This is a genomic window from Marinomonas profundimaris (assembly GCF_000508165.1).
In the GTDB taxonomy this organism is placed as follows: Bacteria; Pseudomonadota; Gammaproteobacteria; order Pseudomonadales; family Marinomonadaceae; genus Marinomonas; species Marinomonas profundimaris.
Genome location: NZ_AYOZ01000016.1, coordinates 1 through 26,073 on the forward strand (window position 1 = coordinate 1; position 26,073 = coordinate 26,073).

Consider the following 26,073-nt stretch of genomic DNA (forward strand, 5'->3'; position numbering starts at 1 on the left):
ATTTTAAAGAGCGTGCTAACAAAATATGGTTCACTTCAGTAAGAAGTTAACCTGAACATCGTCTTCGTTGTTGTGAAGCGTTGTCCGTGTCAGCGAGGGCGTATATTAAGGATCTACAGATTTTGTGCAACCCCTTTTTTACAATTATTTAAATTATTTATACAAAAGAGGCTTTCTGGATTAGAGTTCAATAATTCGAAGTTCTTTCGGCATAGAGAAAGAAACGTTTTCTTCTCGGCCTTTCAACTCTTGAGGAACTCTCGCAATATCTGACTACTATCTAATCAAATACGGGCATTAGCACAGGAATGCGAGCCGAAATCGCCATCCCATTTAGGTCAATGGCCACACGATAAGCCAACACCTCAACCCCTCTAGCAACAACTTCTTCGAATGCTTTCGCATACTTTTCATCAACATGCGCCGCTGGGGTAACAGAATCAATACCTGTATGACTCACACAAAAGAGCATAACTGCACGATGCCCCTCTTCCACCATCTTTGCCAACTCATACAAATGCTTACGTCCGCGCTCTGTTATCGCATCAGGGAAATAACCAAGCCCGTCTTCTTCTAATAAAGTAACGTTTTTCACCTCGACATAACATTTGCCCCCATCGTCTCCCGTTAGCAGCCAATCAATACGACTTTTTTCGCCGTACTTCACTTCGGCTTTTTGTTCGGCGTAACCCGAAAGCTCTTTTATCACGCCATTGGCAACAGCCTCACCCACCAACTTATTCGGATACCCCGTATTAATGCAGGCTAAATACACTTCATCCACTTCGACCAATTCCCACGTGTAAGCCAGTTTGCGCTTCGGGTTATCGCTCTCAGACAACCAAACCCGTGCACCATCTTGCTGACAGCGCTTCATCGATCCCGTGTTCGGGCAATGAGCAACGACCACCTCTCCACTCAGCAACTGGATATCCGATAAAAAGCGCTTATAACGCTTTATCAATGTCCCTTCTATTAAAGGAGTTGGAAAATTCACCACAACGCTCCACTATTTTGTTGAATTCAATACAAATAAAAACGGCCCCCTTTATGATAAAGAGAGCCGTTTCATTAGATCATCAATTGGGGGAAACTTATTCCCACTCAATCGTCGCCGGTGGCTTAGACGAAACATCGTAAGTCACGCGAGAAATGTGCTCAATCTCATTAATAATGCGACCAGAAACCGTTTCTAGCAATTCGTAAGGAAGATGAGCCCAACGCGCCGTCATAAAGTCGATAGTCTCAACGGCACGAAGCGCCACAACATACTCATAACGACGACCATCACCCACTACGCCAACAGATTTGACTGGCAAGAAGACAGCAAACGCTTGGCTAGTCTTGTCATACCAACCAGAGCGACGCAATTCTTCGATGAAGATAGCATCCGCACGACGAAGAATATCTGCATACTCTTTTTTCACTTCACCCAAGATACGAACACCAAGGCCAGGCCCTGGGAACGGATGACGATAAACCATGCCGTGCGGCAACCCAAGTGCTACACCTAGTTTACGCACTTCATCTTTAAACAATTCGCGCAGTGGCTCAACCAATTCCATTTTCATGTCGTCCGGCAAACCGCCCACATTGTGGTGAGATTTGATAACGTGCGCTTTACCAGTTTTAGACGCCGCTGATTCGATTACATCCGGATAAATCGTACCCTGAGCAAGGAATTCAATATCGTTCAGCTTCGATGATTCTTCGTCGAAAATTTCAATGAAGCTATTGCCAATAATCTTACGCTTCGCCTCTGGATCCGCCTCGCCTTTCAAACGCCCCAAGAAAAGATCTTCAGCATCAACACGGATCACTTTTACACCCATGTTATCCGCGAACATTTTCATCACTTGGTCGCCTTCGTCCAGACGAAGCAAACCATTATCAACAAAAACACACGTCAACTGATCGCCAATCGCTTTATGAAGCAACGCCGCCACTACGGAAGAATCCACGCCACCAGACAATGCTAACAAAACCTGCTTATTGCCCACTTGCTCACGCATTCTATCGATAGCATCAGTGGCAATATTCGCTGGCGTCCATAACGTATCACAACCACAAATATCCACAATGAAACGCGTTAAGATCGCGCCACCCTGTAGCGTATGCGTTACTTCAGGGTGAAACTGAACACCGTAGAAGTGTTTCGCTTCATTCGCCATTGCCGCAATAGGGCAACTCTCTGTCGATGCCATCAAGGTGAAATCTGCTGGCATCTCTACCACTTTATCACCGTGACTCATCCACACATCTAATGAAGAAACACCATTGTTTGCGACATGATCTTGAATACCATCAAACAAAGCAGGGCCATCGTGCTTGCGGATTTGCGCGTAACCGAACTCACGCACATCAGAACCTTGGACTTTGCCACCCAATTGTTCTGCCATGGTTTGCATACCGTAACAGACACCAAACACTGGCACCCCCAATGTAAAGACCGCTTCTGGAGCGCGCGGCGAACCCGGCTCAGGAACAGACTCAGGACCACCCGCCAAGATGATGCCTTTTGGATTGAAGTCAATAACTTCTTGATCTTCCATATCAAAAGCACGAACTTCACAGTAAACACCAATTTCACGAACACGACGTGCAATCAGCTGAGTGTACTGAGAACCGAAATCAAGAATAAGAATTTTGTGAGCGTGGATATCTTGCGACATTGTTAGCCATTCCTTTCACTCTACTTAAAAGGACGAAGTCTTTTCACGTAGAAGTAATCAATAAATAGTAAGAGCAATAAATAAAGATGGGGCGTGTTATACGCCCCATCTCAGTGTCAAGCTATCTCGCGGTTAGCCCACGTGATAATTTGGCGCTTCTTTCGTAATAGTCACATCATGGACGTGACTTTCACGCATACCCGCACCCGTAATCTGAGAAAACTGAGTTTTAGTACGCATAGTTTCAATATCAGCAGAGCCGGTATAACCCATTGAAGAGCGAACGCCGCCCATCAACTGATGAACCACCGCCGCCATTGGGCCTTTTGATGGCACGCGGCCTTCAATACCTTCAGGAACAAGCTTCTCAACGCTGCTTGAATCTTGGAAATAACGGTCGCTTGAACCCTGAGACTGAGACATCGCACCAAGCGACCCCATACCACGGTAAGCTTTAAATGAACGACCTTGGAACAAAACAACTTCGCCCGGCGCTTCATCTGTACCTGCCAACAAACCGCCGACCATGATAACGCTCGCGCCAGCGGCAATCGCTTTACTGATATCACCAGAAAAACGCACACCGCCATCCGCAATAACCGGAATGCCACGAGCATTCATCGCTTCAGCCACATTTGCAACCGCACTGATTTGAGGAACACCCACACCAGCCACAATACGAGTCGTACAGATGGAGCCAGGACCGATACCGACTTTTACGCCATCTGCGCCCGCGTCTGCTAATGCAATCGCCGCTTCCGCTGTCGCAATGTTGCCACCAATCACCTGAATGTGAGGAAAGTTTTCTTTCACCCAACGAACGCGATCGATAACACCTTTAGAATGGCCGTGCGCTGTATCAACCACAATCACATCAACGCCAGCATCAGATAATGCTTTAACGCGATCGCCTGTGTCCGCGCCAGTACCAACCGCCGCACCAACACGCAAACGACCCTCAGCGTCTTTGCACGCATGCGGAAAAGTCGTTGCTTTATTGAAATCCGTCACGGTTACCATGCCACGCAATTCGAACTGTTCGTTTACGATAAGCACTTTTTCAATGCGATTTTCATGAAGTAACTTGCGGATAGAACCAGATGAAGCACCTTCAAGCGCCGTAACAAGGCGATCTTTTGGTGTCATAATGTCAGAGACTTTTTTGTCAAAGTCTTTTACGAAGCGAACATCACGGCTTGTCACAATACCAACAAGATCCGTACCTTGAACAACAGGCACACTCGAAATGCTGTTTGTAGCCGTCAACGCCATCAATTCATGAATACTGGCTTCAGGATTGATCGTCACAAGATCGCGAACAATGCCGCTTTCGTATTTTTTAACACGACGCACTTCACGAGCTTGCTCTTCAATGGTCAAGTTTTTGTGCACAATGCCTATGCCACCTTCTTGAGCCAAAGCAATCGCCATGCGATGTTCAGTAACGGTATCCATCGCCGAAGACGTAAGTGGAATATTCAACTCAATGTCTTTAGTGATTTTCGTTTTGAGGCTAACATCCTTAGGAAGAACTTCGGAATAGCCGGGGATAAGCAATACGTCGTCAAACGTTAAAGCTTCTTGCACGATTCGTAACATAATGGGGAGTTTCCAATGCCAACAAGGGTGTTAAGATGGCAAGTAATTCTACTCCTTAAGTTGCATTCGGTAAATCAAAACCACGAGAGATTGATGAAAAACTTTACAACGTCCGCTCCACAAGAAACCGCGTTCAGCGTCTCGCAACTAAATAGACAAATACAACAGTTACTTGAAGCCAGTTTACCGTGGATTTTAGTCGAAGGTGAAATTTCGAATCTGGCCAAACCCGGCTCAGGACATTGGTATTTTTCCCTCAAAGACGACAAAGCTCAAATTCGCTGCGCCATGTTCAAAGGCAAAAACAGCGCGGTACGCTTTCGACCGAAAGATGGCGACATGGTTCGACTGCGCGCTCGTGTCACTTTTTACGGGCCACGAGGCGATTGCCAACTCAGCGTCGAAAGCATGGAATCCGCCGGTGAAGGCGCATTACAACAAGCGTTTGAACGGCTCAAAACCAGCTTGCAACTCGAAGGTTTGTTCGACGCCAAACACAAAAAGCCACTGCCAACCAAACCTGAACGCGTCGCCATCATCACCTCGCCCATCGGCGCGGCCGTTCGAGACATGATCATCGCCTTCCGCAGACGCTTTCCTTTAACAGAACTAACAATCTTACCTTCGTTAGTACAAGGGCAAGACGCCGCGAAAAACATTCTGAGACAACTACAACGAGCCGATGACAGCGGACATTTCGATGCTATCGTACTGGGTCGTGGTGGCGGCTCATTAGAAGACTTATGGAGTTTCAACGACGAAGCCCTAGCGCGCGCCGTTTTTCATGCAAAAACGCCGATTGTTTCCGCGGTTGGTCATGAAACCGACTTCACCATTACCGACTTCGTTGCCGACGTTCGCGCCGCCACACCAACCACCGCCGCCGAACTGCTCAGCCCAGATCGCAACCAACTGCTTCGACAAATTGAGCAGCAAGAAAAACAACTGGTTCGTCGCATGTCGCGCATTCTCGAACAAAGTCAGCAACAGCTCGACTTCATGACCAAGCGCATTCGTCACCCAAGAGAACGCATTGAGCAGCAACAAACGCAACTAGACCAATTAAAACGCCGCTTACAACACAGCATGCAGCGCAAAGTCTCGGAACAACAAACGCAAACGGCCAATCTGATACATCGTCTGGAAAGAAACAGTCCCACACGACGAATCGTTCAAGACAGACAAAAACTCATCGACATTGACACTCGCCTTGCACGCGCGTTAAGCAACACCTTAGCGAAGAAACAAACCGCCTTCGCCCGAGTCATCGAAAAGCTCAACCTCGTCAGCCCACTAAACACTTTATCCCGCGGCTACGCCATCGTCTCAAAAGACAAACAAGTCATTCGATCCATTGATGACGTAGAAAAAGGCGACGCGATAAAAGTCAGAGTTCAAGACGGCGAGATCAACTGCACCGTAAAAACGACCAAAGCAATCAGTCAATAAACTCTCACGGTTTTCCGCTAGCCTAAAAGAAACAAAACACGTTTGCTCCACGCGCCAGCGCGAGAAGTTGCTCTCTGTGTTTTTGTTTCTTTAACCACTCCCTGAATTTTGCACCTCAATGAATATTGCGTACAAATATAAGTACAAGTACAATAATCAGTACTGACTTTAAGGAGTATATTATGGATACGTTAAGCTATTCAGCATTCAGAACAAACCTTGCCAGCACGCTCGACAAGGTAAACGACGATCACAAACCCGTGATTATCACTCGCCAAGGTGGGAAACCAGCAGTATTGATAAGCTTAGAAGACTTTCAGGCTTATGAAGAAACCGCTTACCTTATGGCAAGCCCCAAAAATGCATCTCGTTTAAATGACGCCATTGCGGAAGTGGAAGCTGGTAAAACACAGATAAGGGAATTGATTGAGGAATGATTTTATCTTGGGCTGAGAACGCATGGAGCGATTATCTTTATTGGCAACAAAAAGATAAAAAAACACTGAAGCGGATCAACACTCTCATCAAAGATGTGACCCGCCAACCTTTTGAAGGATTAGGCGATCCTGAGCCTTTAAAACATAACTGGTCAGGCTATTGGTCAAGACGAATAGATAGGGAACACCGATTGGTTTATAGCATTGAAGGAAATACGCTCTATATTGTTCAGTGTCGTTATCATTACTGAAACCATGTTATCAAAGGCGCTGCCTTAACTGTAAAGAGAATCACCTTCATTACCGAAAACAACTCACAACCCATATCGCTCTATTTTCTTAATCAATCCCTGTCGTGAAATACCAAGCTGTTTTGCGGCTTGGGTTCGGTTGCCTTGGCTTTTCTCTAAGGCGTGATGAATCAGTCGAATTTCAAGTGCTTTCACTTGTTCATCCAGCGTTTCTTCCGTGTCAGGATAACGGTTCTGCGTTTGGTTCGTTCGCTGAACATTGGGATACAGCAGCTGAATGTCGTCCAGGGTGATCTGACCTTGAGGACAAATAGACGCGACGCTTTCAAGGGCATTTTTCAATTCTCGAACATTGCCGGGCCAGCTTTGATCACGAAACCATTGCACGGCTTCAGCGCTCAGTTGTAGGTTCTTGACTTGCTGGTTTTGTAGTCGCGAGAGAAACGCCTGCAGTAATACGGGCACGTCTTCTAAGCGTTCAGCAAGGGATTGCGTTTCAATGTTCACGCCCTTGATTCGATAATACAAATCTTCCCGAAAACTGCCTGCACGGACTTTTTCCAGTAAATCCGCGTTCGTGGCTGAGATGACGCGAATATCGATGTGTTTTTGCTCTCGTCCACCGACCGGAAAGAAGGTTCCTTCTTGTAATACGCGCAACAGTTTGACTTGCATCGCCAGCGGCATTTCGCCGATTTCATCGAGAAACAAGGTACCGCCATCGGCCAAGCTCAATAAACCGGCTTTGTCTTTTTCTGCGCCAGTAAACGCACCTTTTACATAACCAAACAGCTCGCTTTCCAATAAGTCCGCCGGAATCGCGCCACAATGCACGGACACAAAGGGTTTCGCGGCGCGATGACTCAAATCATGCAGCGTTTTTGAAATCACTTCTTTCCCTGTGCCCGATGGCCCCGTCACCAAAACGCGAACGTCGGTTGGCGCGATGCGTTCCACCAGCGCACGTACTTTTTGAGAACTGGTCGAATGGCCAATGTACGCCGCCGCGCCTTCTGGCGGCTTGGTCGATTGCTTGAGCTGATTCAACTCCCGCTCTAACGTGGTTTTAGCAATCGCTCGACGTACTACAACGGCGAGCATTTCGGGATCAATCGGTTTGGCGATAAAGTCCCACGCGCCAAGCGCCACCGCTTTTAGCGCCAAATCCCGATCCGCATGTCCGGTGATAATAATCACCGGACGACCGTCAAAGTCTGCCATGGAACCCAGAGTCACTTGCGGGTCAAAGTGCGGCGGCATGGACAAATCCAACAACACCAAATCCGCGTCAAACGTCGCGATGATCTTTCTAGCCTCTTCCAAACTTCCAGCCGTTTTAACGTGATAATCTTGATTCGCCAACCAGCGGCTCGCCAGTTCACGAAACGCCGGTTCGTCGTCCACTAAGAGGATTTTATTTTGTGTCATGAGAAGTGTTTCCTAAGCGGGAATACGCTGAATGTTGAGGCAAGATAAGCTCGAACGTGACCGGCCAAGCCGTGTCAGCACGATGTTGAATATGACCGCCGTGTGCATCGATAATGCGGCGAACAATGGCCAACCCTAAACCGCTGCCACCCGCGCGTTTGGTCATGAAAGGCTGAAACAACACCTCGCCTTGTAGGCTGTCATCGATTTCAGGCCCATTGTTGTGTACGAGAATCACCACGGCGTCCGCGTTCATTGTCGCCTCAATGCAGAGCTTCCCGTCCGGCTGATTACGTAAAAACGCCACGGCGTTGTCGATCAAGTTGATAAAAACTTGCTGAAGGCGCTGAGGGTCGGCTTCTAGTGCTATTGATTCGGGGATGTTTACCTCGCAGGAAATGCCTTCTAACTGAGCTTGCGCCACAATACTCTTCACCAAGGAACGCAATGGTGTCGTGCTGATTTGCAGTGTTAATCCACCGGAATACACTAGCATGTCGCTGACCAAACGATCCGCACGTTTCAGTTGAGTTTGAATATGCTGACGTGTTTCTGGCGGCGAATCATAAGCCGCCATGGCGATAATATTGAGCGGATTACGCAATTCATGCGCCATCGCCGCTGACAAGCTGCCGAGCTCAACAAGGTGCTGTTCATCTAGGCGTTTTCGTTCCGCCACTGCCAGCGCCAAAGAACGTTCTAACAAACCACAGCTTGTGGAAAACAAGGAGCCAAACACTTCCGCCGTGAGCCTCATTCCTGGGCTCGCATCATTCCAGCCTATCAATAAAAAGCGCCAGCCCGACTCGGATCGAAACACACTCAGTGCCAATGTTTGTCCATTGTCTTCCTGCTGCGTCTCATCAACAGAATCAAATCTTATATCTACGTTTTGCCTAACCTGAGAAGACAGTAAACGCTCACCAATGCCAATCAGCTGTGTCCAGTCTTGCGCTTCTTTTAACTGACTCGACCACACTTCCAGCACGGTTTCATTCAATACCGCGCCAGGGTAAATAACGCGAGAAATAAGTCGATTTAGCGGCTGATAAATTAACGCTGACATCACTAACATCAGCAGGGAATACAGCCACAATTGCCAGCTCGGAACATCCGCCAGCGCCTGCAAACCAACGCGCCCAGACACCACACTGATCACGGCAATCAAACACAGAATCACCAACATCATCGCCACCCAAAGCAAAGCACGGTTGGCGAAGGCATTGACGGAAAGAATTTGATAGCGCACCACGGCGTAAACCAAGAGCAACAAATACGTCGGCAACAACAACATTGGGTACGGAAACCAGCTGATGCCAAAGGAAGGAAACACAAAGCTGGTTGCTAACAACAAACCCCAAGCGCCCACACCAAACATGGCGAGAATCGAACGTTTTTTATTGCCCGAATGACGATACCAACCGAACAACAAAACACCATGCGCCAAGATGCCGATCAAGACGGTATACGCCAGATTCCACGTTCCTGCATCGGTAAAAATGAAGAAAGAACGCGTGTCTAAAGTGCCAATGGCGTCGCCCGCGCCCATCCACCAGCTTTGCAATACCACAGCAAAACTGGTGACGTAAAACCACGGAACGGCTTGCAGCAGTCGATCAAGCATGACCTCCTTCGCCGCGCCAGAATTTACAAATCGAATGGCAAAATGCAGGAAAAACGTCGGCATCAGCGGGTTCGCTAAAATAATGTAAATCCCAATTCGCTCATAACCTTGGAACAAGACAACGTGGCCAAAACACCAAATCGCCATCATGATGGCAAAACCCGCCAAGGCCTGTAGATCGCCTTGTTTTCGAGCGCGCCACAGCAGCCAAGCCGCCACCAGAAAACCACACACGCTGGAAACCAACATGGCCACTTCGAACAGTAATGAGAGCGTCAAACTGTAAACCTCGTTAACACCAATAAGTGTGGGAATCGTAAACTTCTTTTACGGCTCACGCAAAATTAAAAATTTTTCCTTTAAAATCAAATAGATAAATTTATGGAAAACTTGGCCTAGCGATTGCTCTTAGGTAAGTAACTTTATTGATCTATCTCAATATTTTTCTTATTAACGGAGTAGGCATTATGAATACTGGCTTTTTTATGACTGAAATCATCGCACTTTTTAGCATTGTGGGCTTGGCATTATTTCCTTTGGCGTTACAGCAAATGCGCACAATTAGAACCAAAAAGAACACCTAATGGTTTACGACTTATGCCTTTCATTCGTTTCTTTTGTTAAATAGGTTAATACTAAAATGGACCTCGACGTCGCCATCTTATCTCGTATCCAGTTCGCTTTTACGGTGAGCTTTCATATCATCTTCCCCAGTATCACCATTGGTTTGGCCACGCTAATCGCAATTTGGGAAGGCTTGTGGCTAAAAACTCATAACCCTTACTATTTGCAACTCGCTAAGTTTTGGATCAAACCTTTCGCCATCACCTTCGGCATGGGTGTGGTCTCTGGCATCGTGCTGTCTTATGAGTTTGGCACCAATTTTTCTAAGTTTTCTGAAATCACTGGCGCGGTACTTGGGCCATTGATGGCATACGAAGTCTTAACCGCTTTTTTCATGGAGGCCGGCTTCTTGGGGGTCATGTTGTTTGGTTGGCAGCGCGTCGGTCGTAAGCTGCATTTTTTCTCTACCCTTGTGGTCATGACCGGTACGTGGATTTCTGCGTTTTGGATTATTGTGGCGAACTCTTGGATGCAAACCCCCACTGGCTACAAAATCATTAATGGCAAATTTGAAGTCGAAAGTTGGATGGAAGTCATCTTCAATCCTTCAATGCCTTACCGTCTCACTCACATGGTCGTTGCATCGTTGATTACCGCAACCTTCGTGGTCGCTGGCATTAGCGCGTATTACCTATTGAAAAAGAAGAACATTCCTTTCGCAAAAAAAGGCTTGTCCATGTGCATGTGGTTCGCCTTGGTACTCACGCCGCTGCAAGCGTGGATCGGTGACATGCACGGTTTGAACGTCAGAGAACATCAACCAACGAAACTCGCCGCAATGGAAGGTATTTGGCCAGCCGAAGAAGCAAACGTACCGCTGCTGTTGTTCGCAATGCCAAACATGAAAACCGAATCAAACGATTATGAAGTCGGCATTCCCAATCTCGGCAGTATGATCTTAACGCACTCTTGGGATGGCGCAGTGCAAGGCTTGAAAGCCGTACCACCAGAAGACAGACCCAATGTGCCGCTGGTGTTTTGGTCTTTCCGTGTCATGGTGGGTATTGGATTTGGCATGATGGGCATCGCTGTTTTGGCTCTGCTATTACGCCGCAAAGGTCGTTTGTTCAAGAATAAACCTTTCCTTGCTTTGGTCGCACTATTTACCCCTATGGGTGTCATTGCCGTGCTCGCTGGCTGGTACGTGGTCGAGATCGGTCGACAACCTTGGATCGTCTACAACTTGGTGCGTACTACTGAAATTGTCTCGCCATTACCGCCGGAGCGCGTGCTCTTTACTCTGATTATGTTTGTCATTATTTACAGTTTACTGATCGGCGTTTATCTCTACTTCATGCGCAAGTTGATTAAGAAAGGACCTCCATCAATGACAGCATTAGAGCAACAACTCATCGGTATGAAAGCACCCGGTTACGCGTTGGCTTGGGTGAAAACATTGCAACATAAAGAACAGCAAACGAACGAATCACCAGCTAACGAATCACAAAACAAAACACAGGGAGATAAATGATGGATTTGGCTCTTTTCTACTTCCTTGTCTTAGGTTTCGCCATTTTTATGTACGTATTGCTGGATGGCTTCGACCTTGGCATTGGCATTCTCTACCCTTGGTTTAACCAAGATAGCGAACGCGATCACTTAATGCGTTCTATTTCACACGTTTGGGATGGCAACGAAACCTGGTTGGTGTTTGGCGGAGTGGTGTTATTTGCCGCGTTTCCCGCCGCTTACGCTGGCATTACTTCAACCTTTTATCTGCCCATTATGTTGATGCTGTTTGCGCTGATCTTTCGCGGTGTAGCGTTTGAATATCGTTTCAAATCCGACACATCTCGACCTTATTGGGATGTCGCCTTTAGTGCGGGTTCAGCGATCGCGGCATTTTGCCAAGGCATGCTGCTGGGTTCGCTCGTACAGGGCGTTCCGGCCGATGTCGACAGTTTATCCAGCTTGCATTGGGTCACGCCATTTTCTATCCTCACTGGTTTTTCTGTGATGGCCGGTTATGCACTATTGGCCGCGTGTTACTTGTTCATGAAAAGTCGCGGACGCATTCAAACCCATTCGGCCAAACTGGCAAAGCGGCTCTTGCTCATCACTATTTTAGCCATGGTCATTGTGAGTTTATGGACAGTAGCCAGCCAAGTAGACATTCGTCAGCGCTGGTTTTCTGGCTTCAACTTTTTATGGCTGTCGCCCTTGCCTATTATTACCTTGCTTGTCGCCGTGTTGGCGTGGAGAGACTTACACCGTCATTCGGAGGGTAAAAACCACCACGAAGGTCGACCTTTTTGGTGCGCCGCCACGCTCTTTTTACTCGGCTTTGCCGGTCTGGTTGTCGGGTTATTCCCTTACCTGATCCCAAGACAATTAACCTTTATAGACGCCGCGTCACCAGACAGCAGTTTACTTTTCCTCTTACCTGGCATTTGTATTTTTGTGCCGCTGATTTGCGCTTACACCTTTTGGGGTTATCGCGTCTTTGCTGGCAAAGTGGAAGATTATCAGGAGGGTTACTGATGCTAAAACGCCTTCAAGCTAAACTGGCCAAACTCAAGTCATGGCAATGGTTTTTGCTTCTTTATTTAGCGGGTTTTGTTGCCGTATTCTCAGCATCGTATGGCATTAAGCTATTGATGACAGGGCTGCCTTAGCGGCTCGTCTTGCTCCAAAAAAAGCCACCCACTCAAGTTAGATTGAATGGGTGGCTTTTCTATTGTGCTATCGAATTACCGAGCTACCGAATGATCGAATTACTGAGCTATCGAAGGATCGAATTACTGAGCTATCGAATGATCGAATTAGACTTTCGCGTCGGTGGCTGCCATCGTGTCCGCTTTCGGTTGAATGCAGGCCTTGAACAGCAATCCAGAGAATAATACAAACCCAATCACTCGCGCGCCCAGAACCGCAACAGACAAGTCGGTTGCCGCTGCTGGCCAAGCAATGAGCACCGCCGCGACAACGTACAACAATCGAGTAACCCACGATAAATTCACTCGCAACCAGCCGGAAAAGCCAATGCTCATCGATGTCGTTGCCAAGGTGGCAAAGGTGATTGCCGCCACAATGCTTTCGGTCGAACCGATTAACAACACACCCGGCATGGTGACGAATAAGAACGGCACCAAGAGCTTCACAAAGCCTAATCGCATGGATTCCACCGCGGTTTCATTTGGCTGTGCACCCGATATTGTCGCCGCCGCATAAGCTGCTAAGGCAACCGGTGGTGTAATGGCCGACACCAAGCCAAAGTAAAAAATGAACATGTGCGCAGACAAGATTTCCATGCCCAGTTGTGTCATCGCTGGCGCCACCAATACTGCGAGCAATAAATACGCAGCGGAAGTAGGCAAGCCCATTCCCAAGACAAACGAGGCCAACGCGGTGAGCAATAAAACGGCCCACAAGTTGCCATCGCCAAGCTCAATGATCAAACCTGATAACATCAACCCCATGCCTGTGAGGTTCAAAATGCCAATGATCACACCTGCGGCGGCTACCGCGGCGACAATCGGCAATGTACAGGTTAAGGTTTCCTTGCAAGCGTCAATAATATCGACAGCATTAATGCGTGTGGCTTTCTTCCAAGGACACACCAACAAACCCGCCACAATCCCCATCACCGCCGCTTGGGTGGGCGACTTTCCGGAGATCATCAGCGAGATCAACACCACCAGCGGCAGCAACAAATAGCTTTTTGTTTTCAGGGTTTCAAGCAGTAACTGCAAGCCCGCTTCCGTGTCTCTTGCTAAGTTAAGACGCCCTGCTTCGAGTCGAACGGAAATCATCAAGGCTAAGATGTACAACAGCGCAGGTACCAAGGCGGCTAACGCCACTTCGGCATAAGGAATACCAATCATTTCCGCCATCAAAAAAGCCGCCGCGCCCATGACTGGCGGCATAATTTGCCCCGCTGATGACGCGGCAGCCTCTATCGCTCCGGCTAATTTTGCACTGTAGCCAACACGTTTCATTAAGGGAATCGTAAAGGTACCTGTCGTCACCACATTTGCCACCGCGCTGCCGTTCAGCGAACCCAATAACGCGCTAGATAACGCCGCTGACAACCCCGGACCGCCTTGTACTCGTCCCGTCAGACCGCGGGCTATATTAACAAATACTTCCCCTGTGCCGATCTTGGTTAAAATGGCACCAAACAAACTAAACAGGAAAATATACTCAACGGCGACGCCCATCGGCACACCGTAAACACCCTCGGTTGATAGCATTAACGTTGAGGCCAAACGACTTAAATCGTAACCGCTGTGACCGTATTTCCCAGGAATCAAATCACCGAAATAAGCGTACAGAAACGCCGCCGTCATTAAGGTGATCAACGCCCAACCAACGGCCATTCTGACAAAGACAAACACCACGGCAATCAAAGCCAGAAATACCCACTTATCCTGCCCAATCGACATGGCGCCACGCATGATAATGTCGATATAGTAATGCCATAAATATGGCCCAGGCACTAAGGCAATCAGTGCCAGTAAATAAAATGCGCTTCGACTCACTGCACTTTTGTATCGCAACGCGTAAAACAACATGGCTGCGCCAGCGACTAATGAGAAAAACAACGACCTCAATAGCAACGCCGTAATACCGCCGTAATAGGCGCCATAAAGTACAAGCCCAGCAATGCCCACGGCAATAACACTAAACAGGATAGAAACCGACAGACGTTCTTTTTCACCGGTAAAAGTAGATTCAAGCTGCAAACTTTGTAGGCTTGTCTTCATGATCGCGCTCCTATTTACCGCTTACTTCATCGAAGTATTTTTTCGCACCAGGGTGCAAGGCAATCGGTGTGTATTTCGCCGTTTTCAAGGAAATCGCTTTCGCCTGTGGATGAATCTGTCCAAGCTCGTCTAGATTGTCGAAAATCGCTTTGGTGATGTTATACACCGTGCTCTGATCTTCCTTACCACTGGTAAACAAAATCGCAGGATCGTTAATCATAGTAACGGGAGAAGTCTGATCCGGGTACGTTCCGACTGGAAGCGAGTAAGCCTGATAGAAAGGGTATTTTTGAATCAAGCTTTCTAACTTTTCAATCTTGGCAGACAGCAGCTTCATGTCAGTTTGTGAATCCAAATCGATCAATGACGCCGTTGGCGCGCCCGCTAATACAACGGTCGCATCCACTTGTCCGTTTATTAATGCTTTAACGCCTTCATTGTAAGAAAGGAAGCGTGGCGTGATGTCTTTAAATACCCCGTATTCTTGTAGCAAACGCGTCGCCAGTACGGCGGCATTACTGCCTGGAGGCCCCATGCTGACTCGCTTGCCTTTCAATTCTTCGAACGAGTTAACACCGGTACCCGACTTAGTCGCAATTTGAAGTACCGCAGGATACAAATACGCTATGCCAGCCACATCCAGCGGCCCGCTGACTTTAAATGGGCCTTGGCCATTTTTGGCTTCATACAGGGTTGAAGAGGAAGACAAGCCTAAGGTCATTTGACCTGCGGCAACACGGTGATTGTTTTCAACCGACGCGCCCGTGACTTCCGCTCGTGCCGTGGTGTTATCCATGTGTTTATTGATGCTTTCTGAAATCCCAGCACCAATGACATAAAACAAACCGCCTGTTCCGCCCGTTCCAATGGAAACGCGATCAGCTGCCATTGCGGAAGTGACCAAAGTGGCGCATAACGCGCTCGCGATGAATACTTTTTTAAACATGGGTTTCTCCATTATTATTTTTGTTGTTTATATTGCAAGGTCACTGTAACGAGGAAACCTTTCACCAACCTTTCATGGCGCATCAACAAAATATTTAAGGTGAAGAAAGTCTTTCTGATAAAGGCCGCATGGCATTGCCCCATTCATTGTAAATAAGCTGTTTTTTGGCATCGTCCGTCTGAATAAGCAATTCAAGGCCAAGCGGAATAGGACGAAAAATACCGTGGGGCAACTTGCTTAGCGCATCCCGACTATAAGGCCCAACCGCTTTCGGGCTAATCGGTGTAAGACCGGATTGGTTTGCTAAAATCTGCTGCCCTAAAGGCGACAGCAAAAGATCAATAAAGCGTTTTGCCAGTCTTGGCTGCTTGGCGTCTCGATAGATAAACGCCGTGCGCATAATCACCGAAGTGTAATCGGTCGGCATGATGGTTTTAATCCATGAATATTGCTCAGACCATTGATACGAATAAGCGCCAATTAGGTTATAAGCGACAAAAATTTGTCCTTTCAAAAGCGCCTGAAGCATAGAAGACGTGTCGGTATAGAGTTGTGCTTGATGATTGCCAAAGGCTTCCAGCAAACGACCATAACTGCGTGATTGCTGCCCATCATAGGTCCACGCCAAATAGCCGATTCCTGACTTTTTAATATCGAACAGACCAATTTTTTCATCCAACAAGTGGTTCTTCTTGCGGATCAAATTGAGCAATTGCTCACGACTCAACGGCAAATCGTCCGCGGCCAAAATATCGATATTGATCGCGGTAACAATTGGCTCGTAGGTAAAACCAAACAATTCGTTGCGCCAATGTGAGTCACTAGGAAGCTGTTTAAGTTCTGGTGATTGATAAGCCAGCGCAAAACCATCGTTCGCCAGCTTAAATTGCAGATCCATGGCGGGACTCATGATGATATCAGGGCGTGTTTCTGGCTCAGAGAGAAAATGCTCGTATAGGTCCCGCGTATTCGATTCGGTATAATGAATTGTCACATCGGGGTGCTGCGTCTCAAACGCCTTAAACAGAGGTTCAATCACGTTACGATTCGCGGCCCCATGAATGGTTAGCACGCGCTTTTCATTGCCCGTGCTTTCTTTTTCAGTGCCGTCTTGCTCAGCAAACGCAAGGGAACTGAGCGTGAGAAAAAACCATACAAAAAAGCAGGCCAATATCGCCATTAAGCGCGTCATAGTCGCGCTCCTTTTACTTTAGGATACCTGTTCTTAGAAAGCACACGCCTAGGAAAAATAACTTCCACGATCAGTCCCGTGGGCTCGTTGTCTTTCAGATGGAACCTCGCATCATGGTGTTCGGCCACTTCTTTGGCGATCGATAAACCAATGCCAGAACCGGATGCCTGATTGTCTGGACTGCGATAAAAATATTCAAAAATATGCTCTTTGTCTTCGTCTGGTACACCCACGCCTTGATCTCGAATTTGCAACACCACCGCGACGTTTTTCAGTTCGTTTGTCGACATCAGTTCGACTTCTACCAGCCCCTTGTTTGGGCTGTATTTGATGGCATTCTCTATGATGTTTTGCAGCATTTGCTTGAGCGCAAATTCGTCACCATCGACCGTTGCTTGAATGTCGCCCACGTATTCAATTTCAACGCTTCGCTCTAACGCCCAAACCACCAGCTCTCGACAGGTGTCTTTGGTCAATTGATCTAAGGACACAGGACTAAAAGGATGACTTTGGTAACGGTGCGTCAGTGTGGCTCGGTTAAGCAGCTGATTGACGGTATTGCTCAACACATTGCTGCTTTCTAAAATATGCTGTAACTGCTTCTGACGTAGCGCTTCGTCTGTTTCATCTATGGCATTTTGTGCCTGAGAATTCAGTCCCGCTAGTGGCGTACGTATCTGATGAGCGGCTTCTGCGGTGAAGCGTTTAAGGCGCTCCAATGTGGTGTCCAACTGCGCCATGAAATAATTGATACTTTTTAACAGCGGCGCGATTTCACTCGGCACATTGGTTTCAAGTGGCGACAGCTCCAGTGGAGAGCGTTCCGTGATGGCCTGCTTGATCGCTTGCAATGGCCGTAATACGCGCCAAATAACGAAGAGCAGCAGGAGCAACGTAATGACAAAAAACAAACTGACAAAATGCAGCGCCATTCGGTTAATTTCTGCCGCGGCAGCTTGGCGTGCGCCCAGCGTTTGCCCGACAATAATAAACACGTCATTCACTTTATCCGCTTCTAACAATCGTTTCCCGAGCGCGACAAAACGTACATTTTCTTCGTGATACGGCGCTTCATAATAGATTGGAATGAACTTCTCTTTTTCGGTGGACTGAAGCAGCAATTGCGTAAAAGGAATACTAGGCAAGTCGTTATAACCTGTCAGAACTTGGTACTGGTTGCTCATAATGGCGTAAAAAGCACGGTCTGAATTTGAGAGCGCCAACGTCTCAAAGGCGGACACAGGCAAATCAATAAACACTTTACTGTCCAATATGTTGATATTTTCCGCCATTTGTAACGCCGCGCCGTATAAGAGCCGATCGTAAGACACTTTCGTGGCGCGGTTTGCGTAGATGTGCGCGCCCCAGAGCGCCAACACGTTAATGCAGATCAAGACCATGCTGACCATTAAGATCAATTGCCGACGCATTGAGGTCGTCGTCTTAGGCATGGTGTTTTTCCAATAAGTAACCAAGACCGCGAATGGTTCTAATGTGTATATCGCTGCCTTGTAAGGACTTTCGTAATCGCGCCACGTAAATTTCGATGACGCTGGCGTTTGGGTTTTCGTTGAAATTGTAAATATGCTCAATCAACGCTTCTTTACTGAGCACACGACCAGTATGACTAATAAATACTTCCAACAGGCGAAACTCTCGTTGTTTTAACGCAATCGTGTTGTCTTTTACCGTGACGGTACAGGCTTGTAAATCGAGGCAAACATTCCCGTACTCTATGGTGTTTTGTGCCTGCCCTTGGCTGCGACGAAGCAAGGCGCGGCAGCGGGCTTCCAGCTCACCAAAATCGACTGGTTTGGTCATGTAATCGTCTGCGCCGAGATCCAACAACTCGATGCGGTCTTTTATCTCATCACGCGCTGTCAGTACTATAACGGGCGTGCTGGAGTGTTTTTTTCGAAGGTTCTGTAAAATCTGATTGCCCGTCATGTCTGGCAAATTTAGGTCGAGCAGCATCAAGTCATATTCTTGAAGCGCCAACATCTGGTTCGCTTCGGCTCCAGTTTGAGCAAGATCAAGACCGTGCCCCATTCGACCAATTCGCTGGCTAATCGCCTCGCCTAAAATTCGATCGTCTTCTACGACTAAAATACGCATGATAATGACGCTCTTTTGTTATTGTTGTGTTCAACGATGAAATACTGTTTTTCTGGGAGCAATTTAGCGCATATTCCGATGCGAAAGAATGCTCTATCTCTTCTATCAATGCGTTAAATGAAAAATGAATACAGAATAACAAGGACAAAACCCAAGATATCGCGATCTGTGTCCTTCTTTCTTTCGCTATCTGTCCATGTGCAAACTTCCCTAAAACACGTAAAGTGATGGCCTTCTTTTTGCTCCAACATCACGGTTAAGGATTCACTATGATTCGCAAGGATATGTTTTTAGCGCTCATTATTATTGTGGCGTGGGGCTTTAACTTTATCGTGATGCGCTGGGGATTGGATGAGTTAACGCCGATGATGTTAGGTGGTTTGCGATTCTTAGTCATCGGGATGATTGGCTGTTTTTTCTTTTCTCGTCCGAAAACACCGCTGCTTTGGTGTATTGGCTATGCTTTGTCACTGAACTTCGGGCAGTTTGCGTTTTTATTCAGCGCCATGTCGTTTGGTATGCCAGCGGGATTGGCCTCTTTGGTTCTACAATCTCAGGCTATTTTCACCCTGCTGTTCGCTGTTCTGTTATTAAAAGAAACGGTTCGTCCTTATCAAGTACTTGCCATCGGCATTGCCATTGGCGGCTTGGCGGTCATTGGTTTTGATAATGAGGACTCCACCATGACGGCGCTTGGCTTTGGTTTCACCCTAGCGGCAGGATCGAGTTGGGCGCTTGGTAATATCTTCACAAAAATCATCAGTCGAAAAGGCTATGACGCAAACCTGAACCTCATCGTTTGGTCGAGCTGGGTGCCTGCGGTTCCTTTCTTTTTATGCGCGTATTTTATCGATGGCGGCGACGTAATGTGGAGCAACATCGTGAATTTGAACCTAAAAACCATCGCGACGCTGGCGTATTTATCGCTGTTTGCTACCTTGGCTGGTTATGGTTTGTGGAGCTATTTACTGTCTCGATACCCTGCGGCAACGGTGGCACCACTGACCTTAGGCGTGCCAGTGGTTGGACTCACTTCGGCAGAGATTTTTTTGTCTGAAACGGTGAGTGCCATGCAGTGGACAGGCATTTTTATTGTATTGCTGGGCTTGATACTGAACACCTTTGGCGGTCGTTGGCTCAAGAAAGTGAGCCAACAAAACCCGTAGGTGCTCTGTTCAGTAGTGGGCGTTATTCTTTACGATCGTTTTGCTCGTCAATTTTGTCGGCAAGGCGCGCCACTTGAGCTTGCAGATCGGAAATTTGACTCACCAATGCCTGATGGTGGTTTTCCTGATTTTCATGCTCTTCTTCGGCCGTTTCTCGTGTCATCACATCCAGTACGACACCGACCATCATGTTTAAAAACACAAACGCCGTTAAGAAAATGAAGATGATGTAGAAGATCCAGCTGAACGGATACACTTCCATCGTTTCGTACATGACGTCGGTCCAATCCTCAAACGTGGCCACGCGGAACAGTGTTAGCATAGAGATGGCGATGTCACCCCACAGCGTCTCGTTGACTTGATGGAAAAAGATCGAGCCAACCGCAGCGAATATATAAAAAATGATGAACATCAGCAAGGCGATGTAGCCCATCTTAGGAATGGCTTTGAGCAAGGCGTTAATCAAAAAACGCAAATCTGGAATAATAGAAACCAGACGCAAGACACGAAACACACGCAGTAAGCGTGCGACAAGAATCATCTCGGTTTCAGAAATCGGCATCAAGCTGCCAATCACGATGACAGTATCAAATAGATTCCAAGGATCTTTAAAGAAGTGACGTTTATCATCGCAAGCAAGAAAGCGCAGACTCAGTTCGACAAGAAAGAAAACGGTAATGAAGTTGTCTAAATAATTAATCGCTTTATCAATACCATAAGGCAAAGAATAGGTTTTTGCGCCAACCGTTAAGGCGGCAACTACAATGATGCTGATGATAAAACCTTGAAACCACGCGCTGCGCTCAATGCGCTTCATCGTAGTAAACAGATTTCCTGAACGACTCGTTTCCATTATTTTCGACACCTAATATACAAACTAAAAGACCCTGCATGACAGACAGGTGACGTCATATTAAGTTCATATCATTCAGAATTAAAGCAGAAGGTGTCCAGACAGTAAAACGGGCTTATTAGGTTCGTTTCACTCGCACGACTTTCATGATTTCAACGGGAATGCCAGCGACCATTTCTTGTGCAGGGTAATAGGTTAAATTGACCCTCGCGCCGCGCAATGTACGGTATTTCCCCTGACGTTTAAAACGAAACGGAACGTCGTAACCTTCGATCATTAACGTATGCAGCACCCAATCTTCTTGCGGGCGTTGGGCGTGAGATTTGACTTTGAGCGCATCAGAATGAATGAGCTCATCGTTGTTTTTCAGTAAGGCTTGCGGATCAGATTTCACGATATGCTCCCTTTCCCATATGATGAAAGCCTCTTAGTATGACACAGATAAGAGAAATCCTGAAAATCTGATTATTTTTTGTTCAATTGTGAAGCGATGCCCCTTTTTCAACCTTCACTTTTTCAGCCTCTTCTTTTTCCGTCTTAAATTGGCTCATGGCTTGCGCCGCTTCTTTGTTGTCGAAACGCACTACCGCTTTTTGCAGTATCAGACTGTTTGGATACGTCACTACGTCGCCAGACAAACGCTGAATAATGACATGGAATGTCGATATCTCAAGAATTTGGCCTAAAATTTCATCGTCTTTATCAACCACTTTCACCCAGTCACCAACGCGATAAGGAAAGCCGAAGAAGATGATTAAGCTCGCCGTGATATTGCTTAGAATGGACCACTGGGCAAATAACGCGACACCCACAACGGCAAAAACAGACGAGAAGAAAATCGCCAATTGTCCGTAACCTATGCCTAAAACCAAGCACACCAACAAGACAAAAACCGCCGTAAAACCAAGGTTGAGCATTCTGGACACATAGGTAATACGCACTTCATTGACAGACTTAGAGCGCCCTAACAAGGCCACACTCGACTTTAAGAAGCGAGATAAGATGACATACGCCACCAACAGCAGCGTGATTAAACCCAATTGCACCATCATATTTTTACTCCAAACTTTCGCTTATAAGACATAAAACAATACACACGGAATGATGGCCAAGCTCATCAAATTACCAATCAACACGATCGACGCCACTTTATGAGGTTCTTGTTGATAGAGTTCCGCCACCATGTAATTCAATACAGCCGGAGGCAAGCACGCAAAGACCAGTAAATAACCAAAATATTCTGCTGACATGCCGACGGTATATTGCCAAATGACGGCGATAATCAAGCCACTTAACGGACATAAAAAGCCACTGATCACACCAATTTTCCACTGACTAAAATCCACACTGGTCATACGAACACCCAGCGCAAACAGCATCAGAGGTATTGCGATTTGCCCCAACATATCCACGGACACTTTTACCGCAGGCGCTAACCCCCAACCTTGAAAACTCCACACCAAGCCCAGAATGGTGGCAATCACCATCGGCATTTTTAACACATTAAAAAAATTGGATTTGGGGTTTATCAGATACATGCCAACGGTAAAATGCAGCAAGTTTTCGGTCAAAAACAACACCACGGCAATGGGCAACGCCGATTCACCAAACGCCAGTAAAATCAGCGGAATGCCCAAGTTACCGCTGTTATTGAACATCATCGGAGGCACGAGCGTTTTAGGCGAAATTTTCAACCATTTGCACAGTGGCCAAATCAGTAAACCAGACCCCAATACCACCGCGGTTGCCGCCATGATCAGGTCGGAATACAGCGCGATATGGAAATCTTTCGACGCCATGACCGAAAAAATCAGAGCGGGGCAAAAAACGCTGATATTCAAACGGTTCGCGACCGTCATGTCCGTTGGCCGGCCTCGCGCATACAAAAATGCCACCAGCACGATGCTGGCTAATGGAAAGACCGTATTAAATATTTGAGAGAACAATGCAGATGTGTCCATGAAAGGCCTCGTAAATGAAGGGCAATAGCTTAACGCCCTTATTCACAAAGACCAACACTGAAATATAGGTTAGTCTTTTTTAACCAAAATAGCCGGAATGAGGATAAATCGCTGAGGAACGTCTCGACCTTCCAATAAATCCAAACCAATTTCAATCGCCTTCTCCGCCATTTCAACAGGACGTTGAACCGCCGTAGCAATCCAAGGCGTATTAGCTTGCTTAATCAGGTCGACAGCGAACGGCGCGCCGTCAACGGAAGCCAGTAAAAATTCGCTTCGGTTCGCTTGTTGTGCAGCACGCAATGCACCAAATCCCGTTGGATCATTGATCGTGAAGACTGCGTCGATGTGATCGTATTCTTCCATCAAATACGTCATCGCTTCCATGCCACCTTCCACGCTACCCGTGCCGTTCATACGATCACTTAATAACGTAATGTTTGGGTATTTGTTCAACGCAGACTTACACCCTGCGACACGCTCAATCACCGACGACACCAAAACGCCATTAATAATCACAAAGTTACCTTGGTAACCCATTTGACTCGCCAATTTTTCACAGGCGATAACACCGGCTTGTACGTTGTCCGTGGTGATGGTCGCGTCAGCGCCATGCGCATTAACATCCACCGCAATGACTTTAATACCGGCCCGCTGGGCTTTCGCCACCACGGGACCCACTTTGTATTCATCGGCTGCCGTTAGGACAATTAAGTCGACATTTTGATCGATGAATTCATTGATTTGTGCCACTTGTCTTTGCCAATCATATGCGTCTGAACGGATCACCATTTTGACCGGCCCGCCCGTCAACTCTTCGGCTTTCGACGCCGCCGTTTCGACCAATTGCACAAAATAAGGATTGCCCAAATCCGCGACACTGATGCCAATAGATTTAAGCAGTTGAGGTTCTGAGGATTGAGAAGACAAAGGAGAAAGCAAGGCCGCCATAATAAACAACGCACCCAAACCTGACATGAAGCGGCTTGTCGCCCTAAGCGTGCGTGCTTTTTTGGCGAAGGTCGCGGCCCATGTAATTAAACTCATTGTATTTCCTCTAATTGACTGCATAAAACAAGTCGCTATTTTGCCCTAGCGTAGCGCAGAAGCAAAACAGCGACATAGCAGCTCTAAGCGGCTTCTTCTGAGCTGTCCACATCCATTGCGCCGGTCATGATCGCGACGGCGTCTGACATGCTATGAGATTGCGGTGTGACAATCGCGGCGCGCTTACCCAATCGATGGATATGAATACGATCGGCGACTTCAAAAACGTGAGGCATATTATGGCTAATCAAAATGATTGGCAATCCACGATCGCGTACTTCTTTGATGAGATTCAATACTCGACGTGATTCTTTCACACCCAACGCCGCCGTCGGCTCATCCATGATGACGACCTTGCTACCAAATAAAGCCGAACGTGCAACTGCCACGCCTTGACGCTGGCCGCCAGAAAGCGATTCGACCGCTTGGCTAATGTTTTGGATGGTCATCAAGCCTAATTCGGCCATTTTCTCACGAGCGCGTTTTTCCATTTCCTTTTTGTCTAACATGCGAAACACCGAACCCAAAATACCCGGTTTCAGTAATTCTCGCCCCAAAAACAAATTGTCTGCAATGTTAAGCGCTGGCGACACGGCCAGATTCTGATACACGGTTTCAATGCCCAACGCGCGAGCTTCCATTGGTGACGAAAAATGCACGGGCTTACCATCAAGTAAGATTTCCCCTTCATCTGGTGTAAGCGCGCCAGATAATGCTTTTACCAAAGACGACTTGCCCGCACCGTTATCACCTATCACCGCTAAAATTTCACCGGGATACAGCTCAAAATCCGCATGATCTATCGCTGTGACACTGCCGTAACGCTTAACCAAATTCTTTGTTTGTAATACGGGTGTTTTATCGTATTGAGCTGCCATTATGCTGTTCCTCTTCGGATCCACTGATCAACACCCACGGCGACAATTATCAAAATACCGACGGTGAATTCCTGCCACAAAACATCGACACCAGCGAGTGCCAAACCATTACGAAACACGCCGACCACCAAGGCGCCAATCAAGGTGCCATAAATAGAACCTCGGCCACCAAACAAACTACAACCACCAATAACCACCGCGGTAATGCTGTCCAAGTTCGTCGTGTAACCCGCTTGAGGGCTGACAGAACCAATACGACCAATCAATACCCATGCGCCCAAAGCACACACTACGCCCGCTAAAATATACACGGACAACAAGATACGATCGGTACGAATACCGGCCAATTTCGCCGCCGCTGGATCATCACCCGTGGCGTACACGTGGCGCCCCCATGGCGTCCAATTCAAGGCGTACCAGATAACAAAAAAGATCCCTAACATTAACAAGGAGCCGTAGGTTAATCGGGCACCAAACACGTTAATCGTTTCCCCTAACCATTGTAATAATGGCGCCGCCGCACTGATGTCTTGAGAGCGAATGGTTTCGCTCTTTGAATACCATAAATTCAGTGCAAAAAAGACGTTCCAAGAACCTAACGTGGCAATAAATGGCGGTAGCTTCATGCGTGTAATTAGCAGACCATTGATAAAACCCGCAATCGCGCCTACGCCAATACCAATCAGTAAAGCAAGCCACGCTTCAAAGCCGTAATCTATCGCCATACGACCCATCACGACCGATGCCAAGACCATGATCGCACCCACCGATAAATCAATACCAGCGGTCAAAATAATTAAGGTTTGCGCAACACCAATCACACCAATAATGGTGACTTGTTGCAGAATCAATGACAGGTTAAATGGGTGTAAAAAACGCCCTCCAACAATAAGACTAAAACCAATGACCGCCAAGATTAAGACAATGCTAGGCGCCGCCACTGGGTATTTGTGAAGAAATTTTTGAAAGCGCTGTATTACGGTTTCTTTGCGCTCGAATGTCGCGACATACGTGCTTGCTTGATCCGCCACTTTGTCGTGATCAAGCACAGCCGTAGACGGCGTTGTGTCGGTTGAACTCATAGATTACTCCAGACAGGAAAAGGACCGTTAGCCAAACAGCCGG

General features: G+C 47.3%; 24 protein-coding genes. 7 read left to right on the forward strand and 17 right to left on the reverse strand.

Features of this window, described 5'->3' with window-relative positions:
- Nucleotides 1-280 precede the first annotated feature (280 nt).
- The 3 genes from sfsA to guaB form a co-directional block, all read right to left on the reverse strand.
- Entirely contained in the window at nt 281-997 is a 717-nt protein-coding gene (sfsA, locus tag D104_RS28525; RefSeq protein ID WP_024024080.1) for a DNA/RNA nuclease SfsA, read from the reverse strand.
- A 97-nt stretch (nt 998-1,094) separates the two neighbouring features.
- The gene (gene guaA / locus D104_RS28530; protein ID WP_024024081.1) at nt 1,095-2,672 is read right to left on the reverse strand and encodes a glutamine-hydrolyzing GMP synthase; all 1,578 of its coding nucleotides are present in this window, start codon (nt 2,670-2,672) and stop codon (nt 1,095-1,097) included.
- A gap of 132 nt (nt 2,673-2,804) precedes the next feature.
- On the reverse strand, nt 2,805-4,271 hold the full coding sequence (guaB, locus tag D104_RS28535; protein WP_024024082.1) for an IMP dehydrogenase: 1,467 nt from the start codon (nt 4,269-4,271) through the stop codon (nt 2,805-2,807).
- 93 nt (nt 4,272-4,364) lie between these two features.
- Between guaB and xseA the strand changes: the two genes are divergently transcribed.
- From xseA to D104_RS28550, 3 genes are all read left to right on the forward strand, one after another.
- Entirely contained in the window at nt 4,365-5,720 is a 1,356-nt protein-coding gene (gene xseA, locus D104_RS28540) for an exodeoxyribonuclease VII large subunit (protein WP_024024083.1), read from the forward strand.
- A gap of 182 nt (nt 5,721-5,902) precedes the next feature.
- A complete protein-coding gene (locus D104_RS28545) occupies nt 5,903-6,157 on the forward strand; it encodes a type II toxin-antitoxin system Phd/YefM family antitoxin (RefSeq protein WP_024024084.1) in 255 nt (84 codons plus the stop codon).
- Nucleotides 6,154-6,408, forward strand: a complete 255-nt coding sequence (locus D104_RS28550; protein ID WP_024024085.1) for a Txe/YoeB family addiction module toxin — start codon at nt 6,154-6,156, stop codon at nt 6,406-6,408. Before D104_RS28545 ends, D104_RS28550 begins: the two co-directional genes overlap by 4 nt.
- A 63-nt stretch (nt 6,409-6,471) precedes the next feature.
- On the opposite strand, the gene D104_RS28555 is transcribed toward D104_RS28550, so the two are convergent.
- Both D104_RS28555 and D104_RS28560 read right to left on the reverse strand, forming a co-directional pair.
- Entirely contained in the window at nt 6,472-7,836 is a 1,365-nt protein-coding gene (locus tag D104_RS28555; protein ID WP_024024086.1) for a sigma-54-dependent transcriptional regulator, read from the reverse strand.
- The gene (locus D104_RS28560; RefSeq protein WP_024024087.1) at nt 7,823-9,739 is read right to left on the reverse strand and encodes a sensor histidine kinase; all 1,917 of its coding nucleotides are present in this window, start codon (nt 9,737-9,739) and stop codon (nt 7,823-7,825) included. Before D104_RS28560 ends, D104_RS28555 begins: the two co-directional genes overlap by 14 nt.
- Before the next feature lie 361 nt (nt 9,740-10,100).
- Here D104_RS28560 and D104_RS28565 point away from each other — a divergent pair, with 361 nt between their 5' ends.
- From D104_RS28565 to D104_RS37625, 3 genes are read left to right on the forward strand one after another with little or no spacing between them, the layout of a single operon-like run.
- Nucleotides 10,101-11,555, forward strand: a complete 1,455-nt coding sequence (locus D104_RS28565; protein ID WP_024024089.1) for a cytochrome ubiquinol oxidase subunit I — start codon at nt 10,101-10,103, stop codon at nt 11,553-11,555.
- Nucleotides 11,552-12,565 carry a cytochrome d ubiquinol oxidase subunit II gene (cydB, locus tag D104_RS28570; protein ID WP_024024090.1) on the forward strand — a complete coding sequence of 338 codons (1,014 nt, stop codon included), beginning with the start codon at nt 11,552-11,554 and terminating at the stop codon, nt 12,563-12,565. Before D104_RS28565 ends, cydB begins: the two co-directional genes overlap by 4 nt.
- Complete coding sequence (locus D104_RS37625; protein WP_024024091.1) at nt 12,565-12,699, forward strand: hypothetical protein; 135 nt, start codon at nt 12,565-12,567, stop codon at nt 12,697-12,699. Before cydB ends, D104_RS37625 begins: the two co-directional genes overlap by 1 nt.
- Before the next feature lie 147 nt (nt 12,700-12,846).
- Here the strand turns inward: D104_RS37625 and D104_RS28575 are convergent, their stop codons facing one another.
- The 5 genes from D104_RS28575 to D104_RS28595 form a co-directional block, all read right to left on the reverse strand.
- Complete coding sequence (locus D104_RS28575) at nt 12,847-14,790, reverse strand: TRAP transporter permease (protein ID WP_024024092.1); 1,944 nt, start codon at nt 14,788-14,790, stop codon at nt 12,847-12,849.
- Between the two features lie 10 nt (nt 14,791-14,800).
- Entirely contained in the window at nt 14,801-15,736 is a 936-nt protein-coding gene (locus D104_RS28580; protein ID WP_024024093.1) for a TAXI family TRAP transporter solute-binding subunit, read from the reverse strand.
- 94 nt (nt 15,737-15,830) lie between these two features.
- Nucleotides 15,831-16,928 carry an ABC transporter substrate-binding protein gene (locus D104_RS28585; RefSeq protein WP_024024094.1) on the reverse strand — a complete coding sequence of 366 codons (1,098 nt, stop codon included), beginning with the start codon at nt 16,926-16,928 and terminating at the stop codon, nt 15,831-15,833.
- A complete protein-coding gene (locus D104_RS28590; protein WP_024024095.1) occupies nt 16,925-18,379 on the reverse strand; it encodes a sensor histidine kinase in 1,455 nt (484 codons plus the stop codon). Before D104_RS28590 ends, D104_RS28585 begins: the two co-directional genes overlap by 4 nt.
- Nucleotides 18,372-19,043, reverse strand: a complete 672-nt coding sequence (locus D104_RS28595; protein ID WP_024024096.1) for a response regulator transcription factor — start codon at nt 19,041-19,043, stop codon at nt 18,372-18,374. Before D104_RS28595 ends, D104_RS28590 begins: the two co-directional genes overlap by 8 nt.
- Nucleotides 19,044-19,312: 269 nt before the next feature.
- Here D104_RS28595 and D104_RS28600 point away from each other — a divergent pair, with 269 nt between their 5' ends.
- The gene (locus D104_RS28600; RefSeq protein WP_024024097.1) at nt 19,313-20,209 is read left to right on the forward strand and encodes an EamA family transporter; all 897 of its coding nucleotides are present in this window, start codon (nt 19,313-19,315) and stop codon (nt 20,207-20,209) included.
- A 22-nt stretch (nt 20,210-20,231) separates the two neighbouring features.
- Here the strand turns inward: D104_RS28600 and D104_RS28605 are convergent, their stop codons facing one another.
- The 7 genes from D104_RS28605 to D104_RS28635 all read right to left on the reverse strand — a co-directional run bounded on the left by D104_RS28605 (nt 20,232) and on the right by D104_RS28635 (nt 26,030).
- Nucleotides 20,232-21,062, reverse strand: a complete 831-nt coding sequence (locus tag D104_RS28605) for an ion transporter (protein ID WP_024024098.1) — start codon at nt 21,060-21,062, stop codon at nt 20,232-20,234.
- Nucleotides 21,063-21,180: 118 nt separating this feature from the next.
- Complete coding sequence (locus D104_RS28610; RefSeq protein ID WP_024024099.1) at nt 21,181-21,456, reverse strand: hypothetical protein; 276 nt, start codon at nt 21,454-21,456, stop codon at nt 21,181-21,183.
- An 82-nt stretch (nt 21,457-21,538) separates the two neighbouring features.
- Nucleotides 21,539-22,114 carry a mechanosensitive ion channel domain-containing protein gene (locus D104_RS28615; protein ID WP_024024100.1) on the reverse strand — a complete coding sequence of 192 codons (576 nt, stop codon included), beginning with the start codon at nt 22,112-22,114 and terminating at the stop codon, nt 21,539-21,541.
- A gap of 21 nt (nt 22,115-22,135) precedes the next feature.
- Nucleotides 22,136-23,023 carry an AEC family transporter gene (locus tag D104_RS28620; protein ID WP_024024101.1) on the reverse strand — a complete coding sequence of 296 codons (888 nt, stop codon included), beginning with the start codon at nt 23,021-23,023 and terminating at the stop codon, nt 22,136-22,138.
- Nucleotides 23,024-23,092: 69 nt separating this feature from the next.
- Entirely contained in the window at nt 23,093-24,070 is a 978-nt protein-coding gene (locus tag D104_RS28625; protein ID WP_024024102.1) for a substrate-binding domain-containing protein, read from the reverse strand.
- Between the two features lie 83 nt (nt 24,071-24,153).
- Nucleotides 24,154-24,948, reverse strand: coding sequence for an ATP-binding cassette domain-containing protein (locus tag D104_RS28630; protein ID WP_024024103.1), 795 nt, complete (start codon nt 24,946-24,948; stop codon nt 24,154-24,156).
- On the reverse strand, nt 24,948-26,030 hold the full coding sequence (locus tag D104_RS28635; protein WP_024024104.1) for an ABC transporter permease: 1,083 nt from the start codon (nt 26,028-26,030) through the stop codon (nt 24,948-24,950). Before D104_RS28635 ends, D104_RS28630 begins: the two co-directional genes overlap by 1 nt.
- Between the last annotated feature and the right edge of the window lie 43 nt (nt 26,031-26,073).

Bases quoted from the DNA above. Each gene is read 5' to 3' on its own strand.
- D104_RS37625 (WP_024024091.1), top strand. From the start codon at position 12,565: ATGCTAAAACGCCTTCAAGCTAAACTGGCCAAACTCAAGTCATGGCAA.
- D104_RS28545 (WP_024024084.1), top strand. From the start codon at position 5,903: ATGGATACGTTAAGCTATTCAGCATTCAGAACAAACCTTGCCAGCACG.
- D104_RS28630 (WP_024024103.1), bottom strand. From the start codon at position 24,948: ATGGCAGCTCAATACGATAAAACACCCGTATTACAAACAAAGAATTTG.
- D104_RS28575 (WP_024024092.1), bottom strand. From the start codon at position 14,790: ATGAAGACAAGCCTACAAAGTTTGCAGCTTGAATCTACTTTTACCGGT.
- D104_RS28565 (WP_024024089.1), top strand. From the start codon at position 10,101: ATGGACCTCGACGTCGCCATCTTATCTCGTATCCAGTTCGCTTTTACG.
- D104_RS28620 (WP_024024101.1), bottom strand. From the start codon at position 23,023: ATGGACACATCTGCATTGTTCTCTCAAATATTTAATACGGTCTTTCCA.
- D104_RS28615 (WP_024024100.1), bottom strand. From the start codon at position 22,114: ATGATGGTGCAATTGGGTTTAATCACGCTGCTGTTGGTGGCGTATGTC.
- D104_RS28580 (WP_024024093.1), bottom strand. From the start codon at position 15,736: ATGTTTAAAAAAGTATTCATCGCGAGCGCGTTATGCGCCACTTTGGTC.
- xseA (WP_024024083.1), top strand. From the start codon at position 4,365: ATGAAAAACTTTACAACGTCCGCTCCACAAGAAACCGCGTTCAGCGTC.
- D104_RS28590 (WP_024024095.1), bottom strand. From the start codon at position 18,379: ATGCCTAAGACGACGACCTCAATGCGTCGGCAATTGATCTTAATGGTC.
- D104_RS28585 (WP_024024094.1), bottom strand. From the start codon at position 16,928: ATGACGCGCTTAATGGCGATATTGGCCTGCTTTTTTGTATGGTTTTTT.
- D104_RS28635 (WP_024024104.1), bottom strand. From the start codon at position 26,030: ATGAGTTCAACCGACACAACGCCGTCTACGGCTGTGCTTGATCACGAC.
- D104_RS28605 (WP_024024098.1), bottom strand. From the start codon at position 21,062: ATGGAAACGAGTCGTTCAGGAAATCTGTTTACTACGATGAAGCGCATT.
- D104_RS28550 (WP_024024085.1), top strand. From the start codon at position 6,154: ATGATTTTATCTTGGGCTGAGAACGCATGGAGCGATTATCTTTATTGG.
- cydB (WP_024024090.1), top strand. From the start codon at position 11,552: ATGATGGATTTGGCTCTTTTCTACTTCCTTGTCTTAGGTTTCGCCATT.
- D104_RS28600 (WP_024024097.1), top strand. From the start codon at position 19,313: ATGATTCGCAAGGATATGTTTTTAGCGCTCATTATTATTGTGGCGTGG.
- guaA (WP_024024081.1), bottom strand. From the start codon at position 2,672: ATGTCGCAAGATATCCACGCTCACAAAATTCTTATTCTTGATTTCGGT.
- guaB (WP_024024082.1), bottom strand. From the start codon at position 4,271: ATGTTACGAATCGTGCAAGAAGCTTTAACGTTTGACGACGTATTGCTT.
- D104_RS28625 (WP_024024102.1), bottom strand. From the start codon at position 24,070: ATGAGTTTAATTACATGGGCCGCGACCTTCGCCAAAAAAGCACGCACG.
- D104_RS28595 (WP_024024096.1), bottom strand. From the start codon at position 19,043: ATGCGTATTTTAGTCGTAGAAGACGATCGAATTTTAGGCGAGGCGATT.
- D104_RS28555 (WP_024024086.1), bottom strand. From the start codon at position 7,836: ATGACACAAAATAAAATCCTCTTAGTGGACGACGAACCGGCGTTTCGT.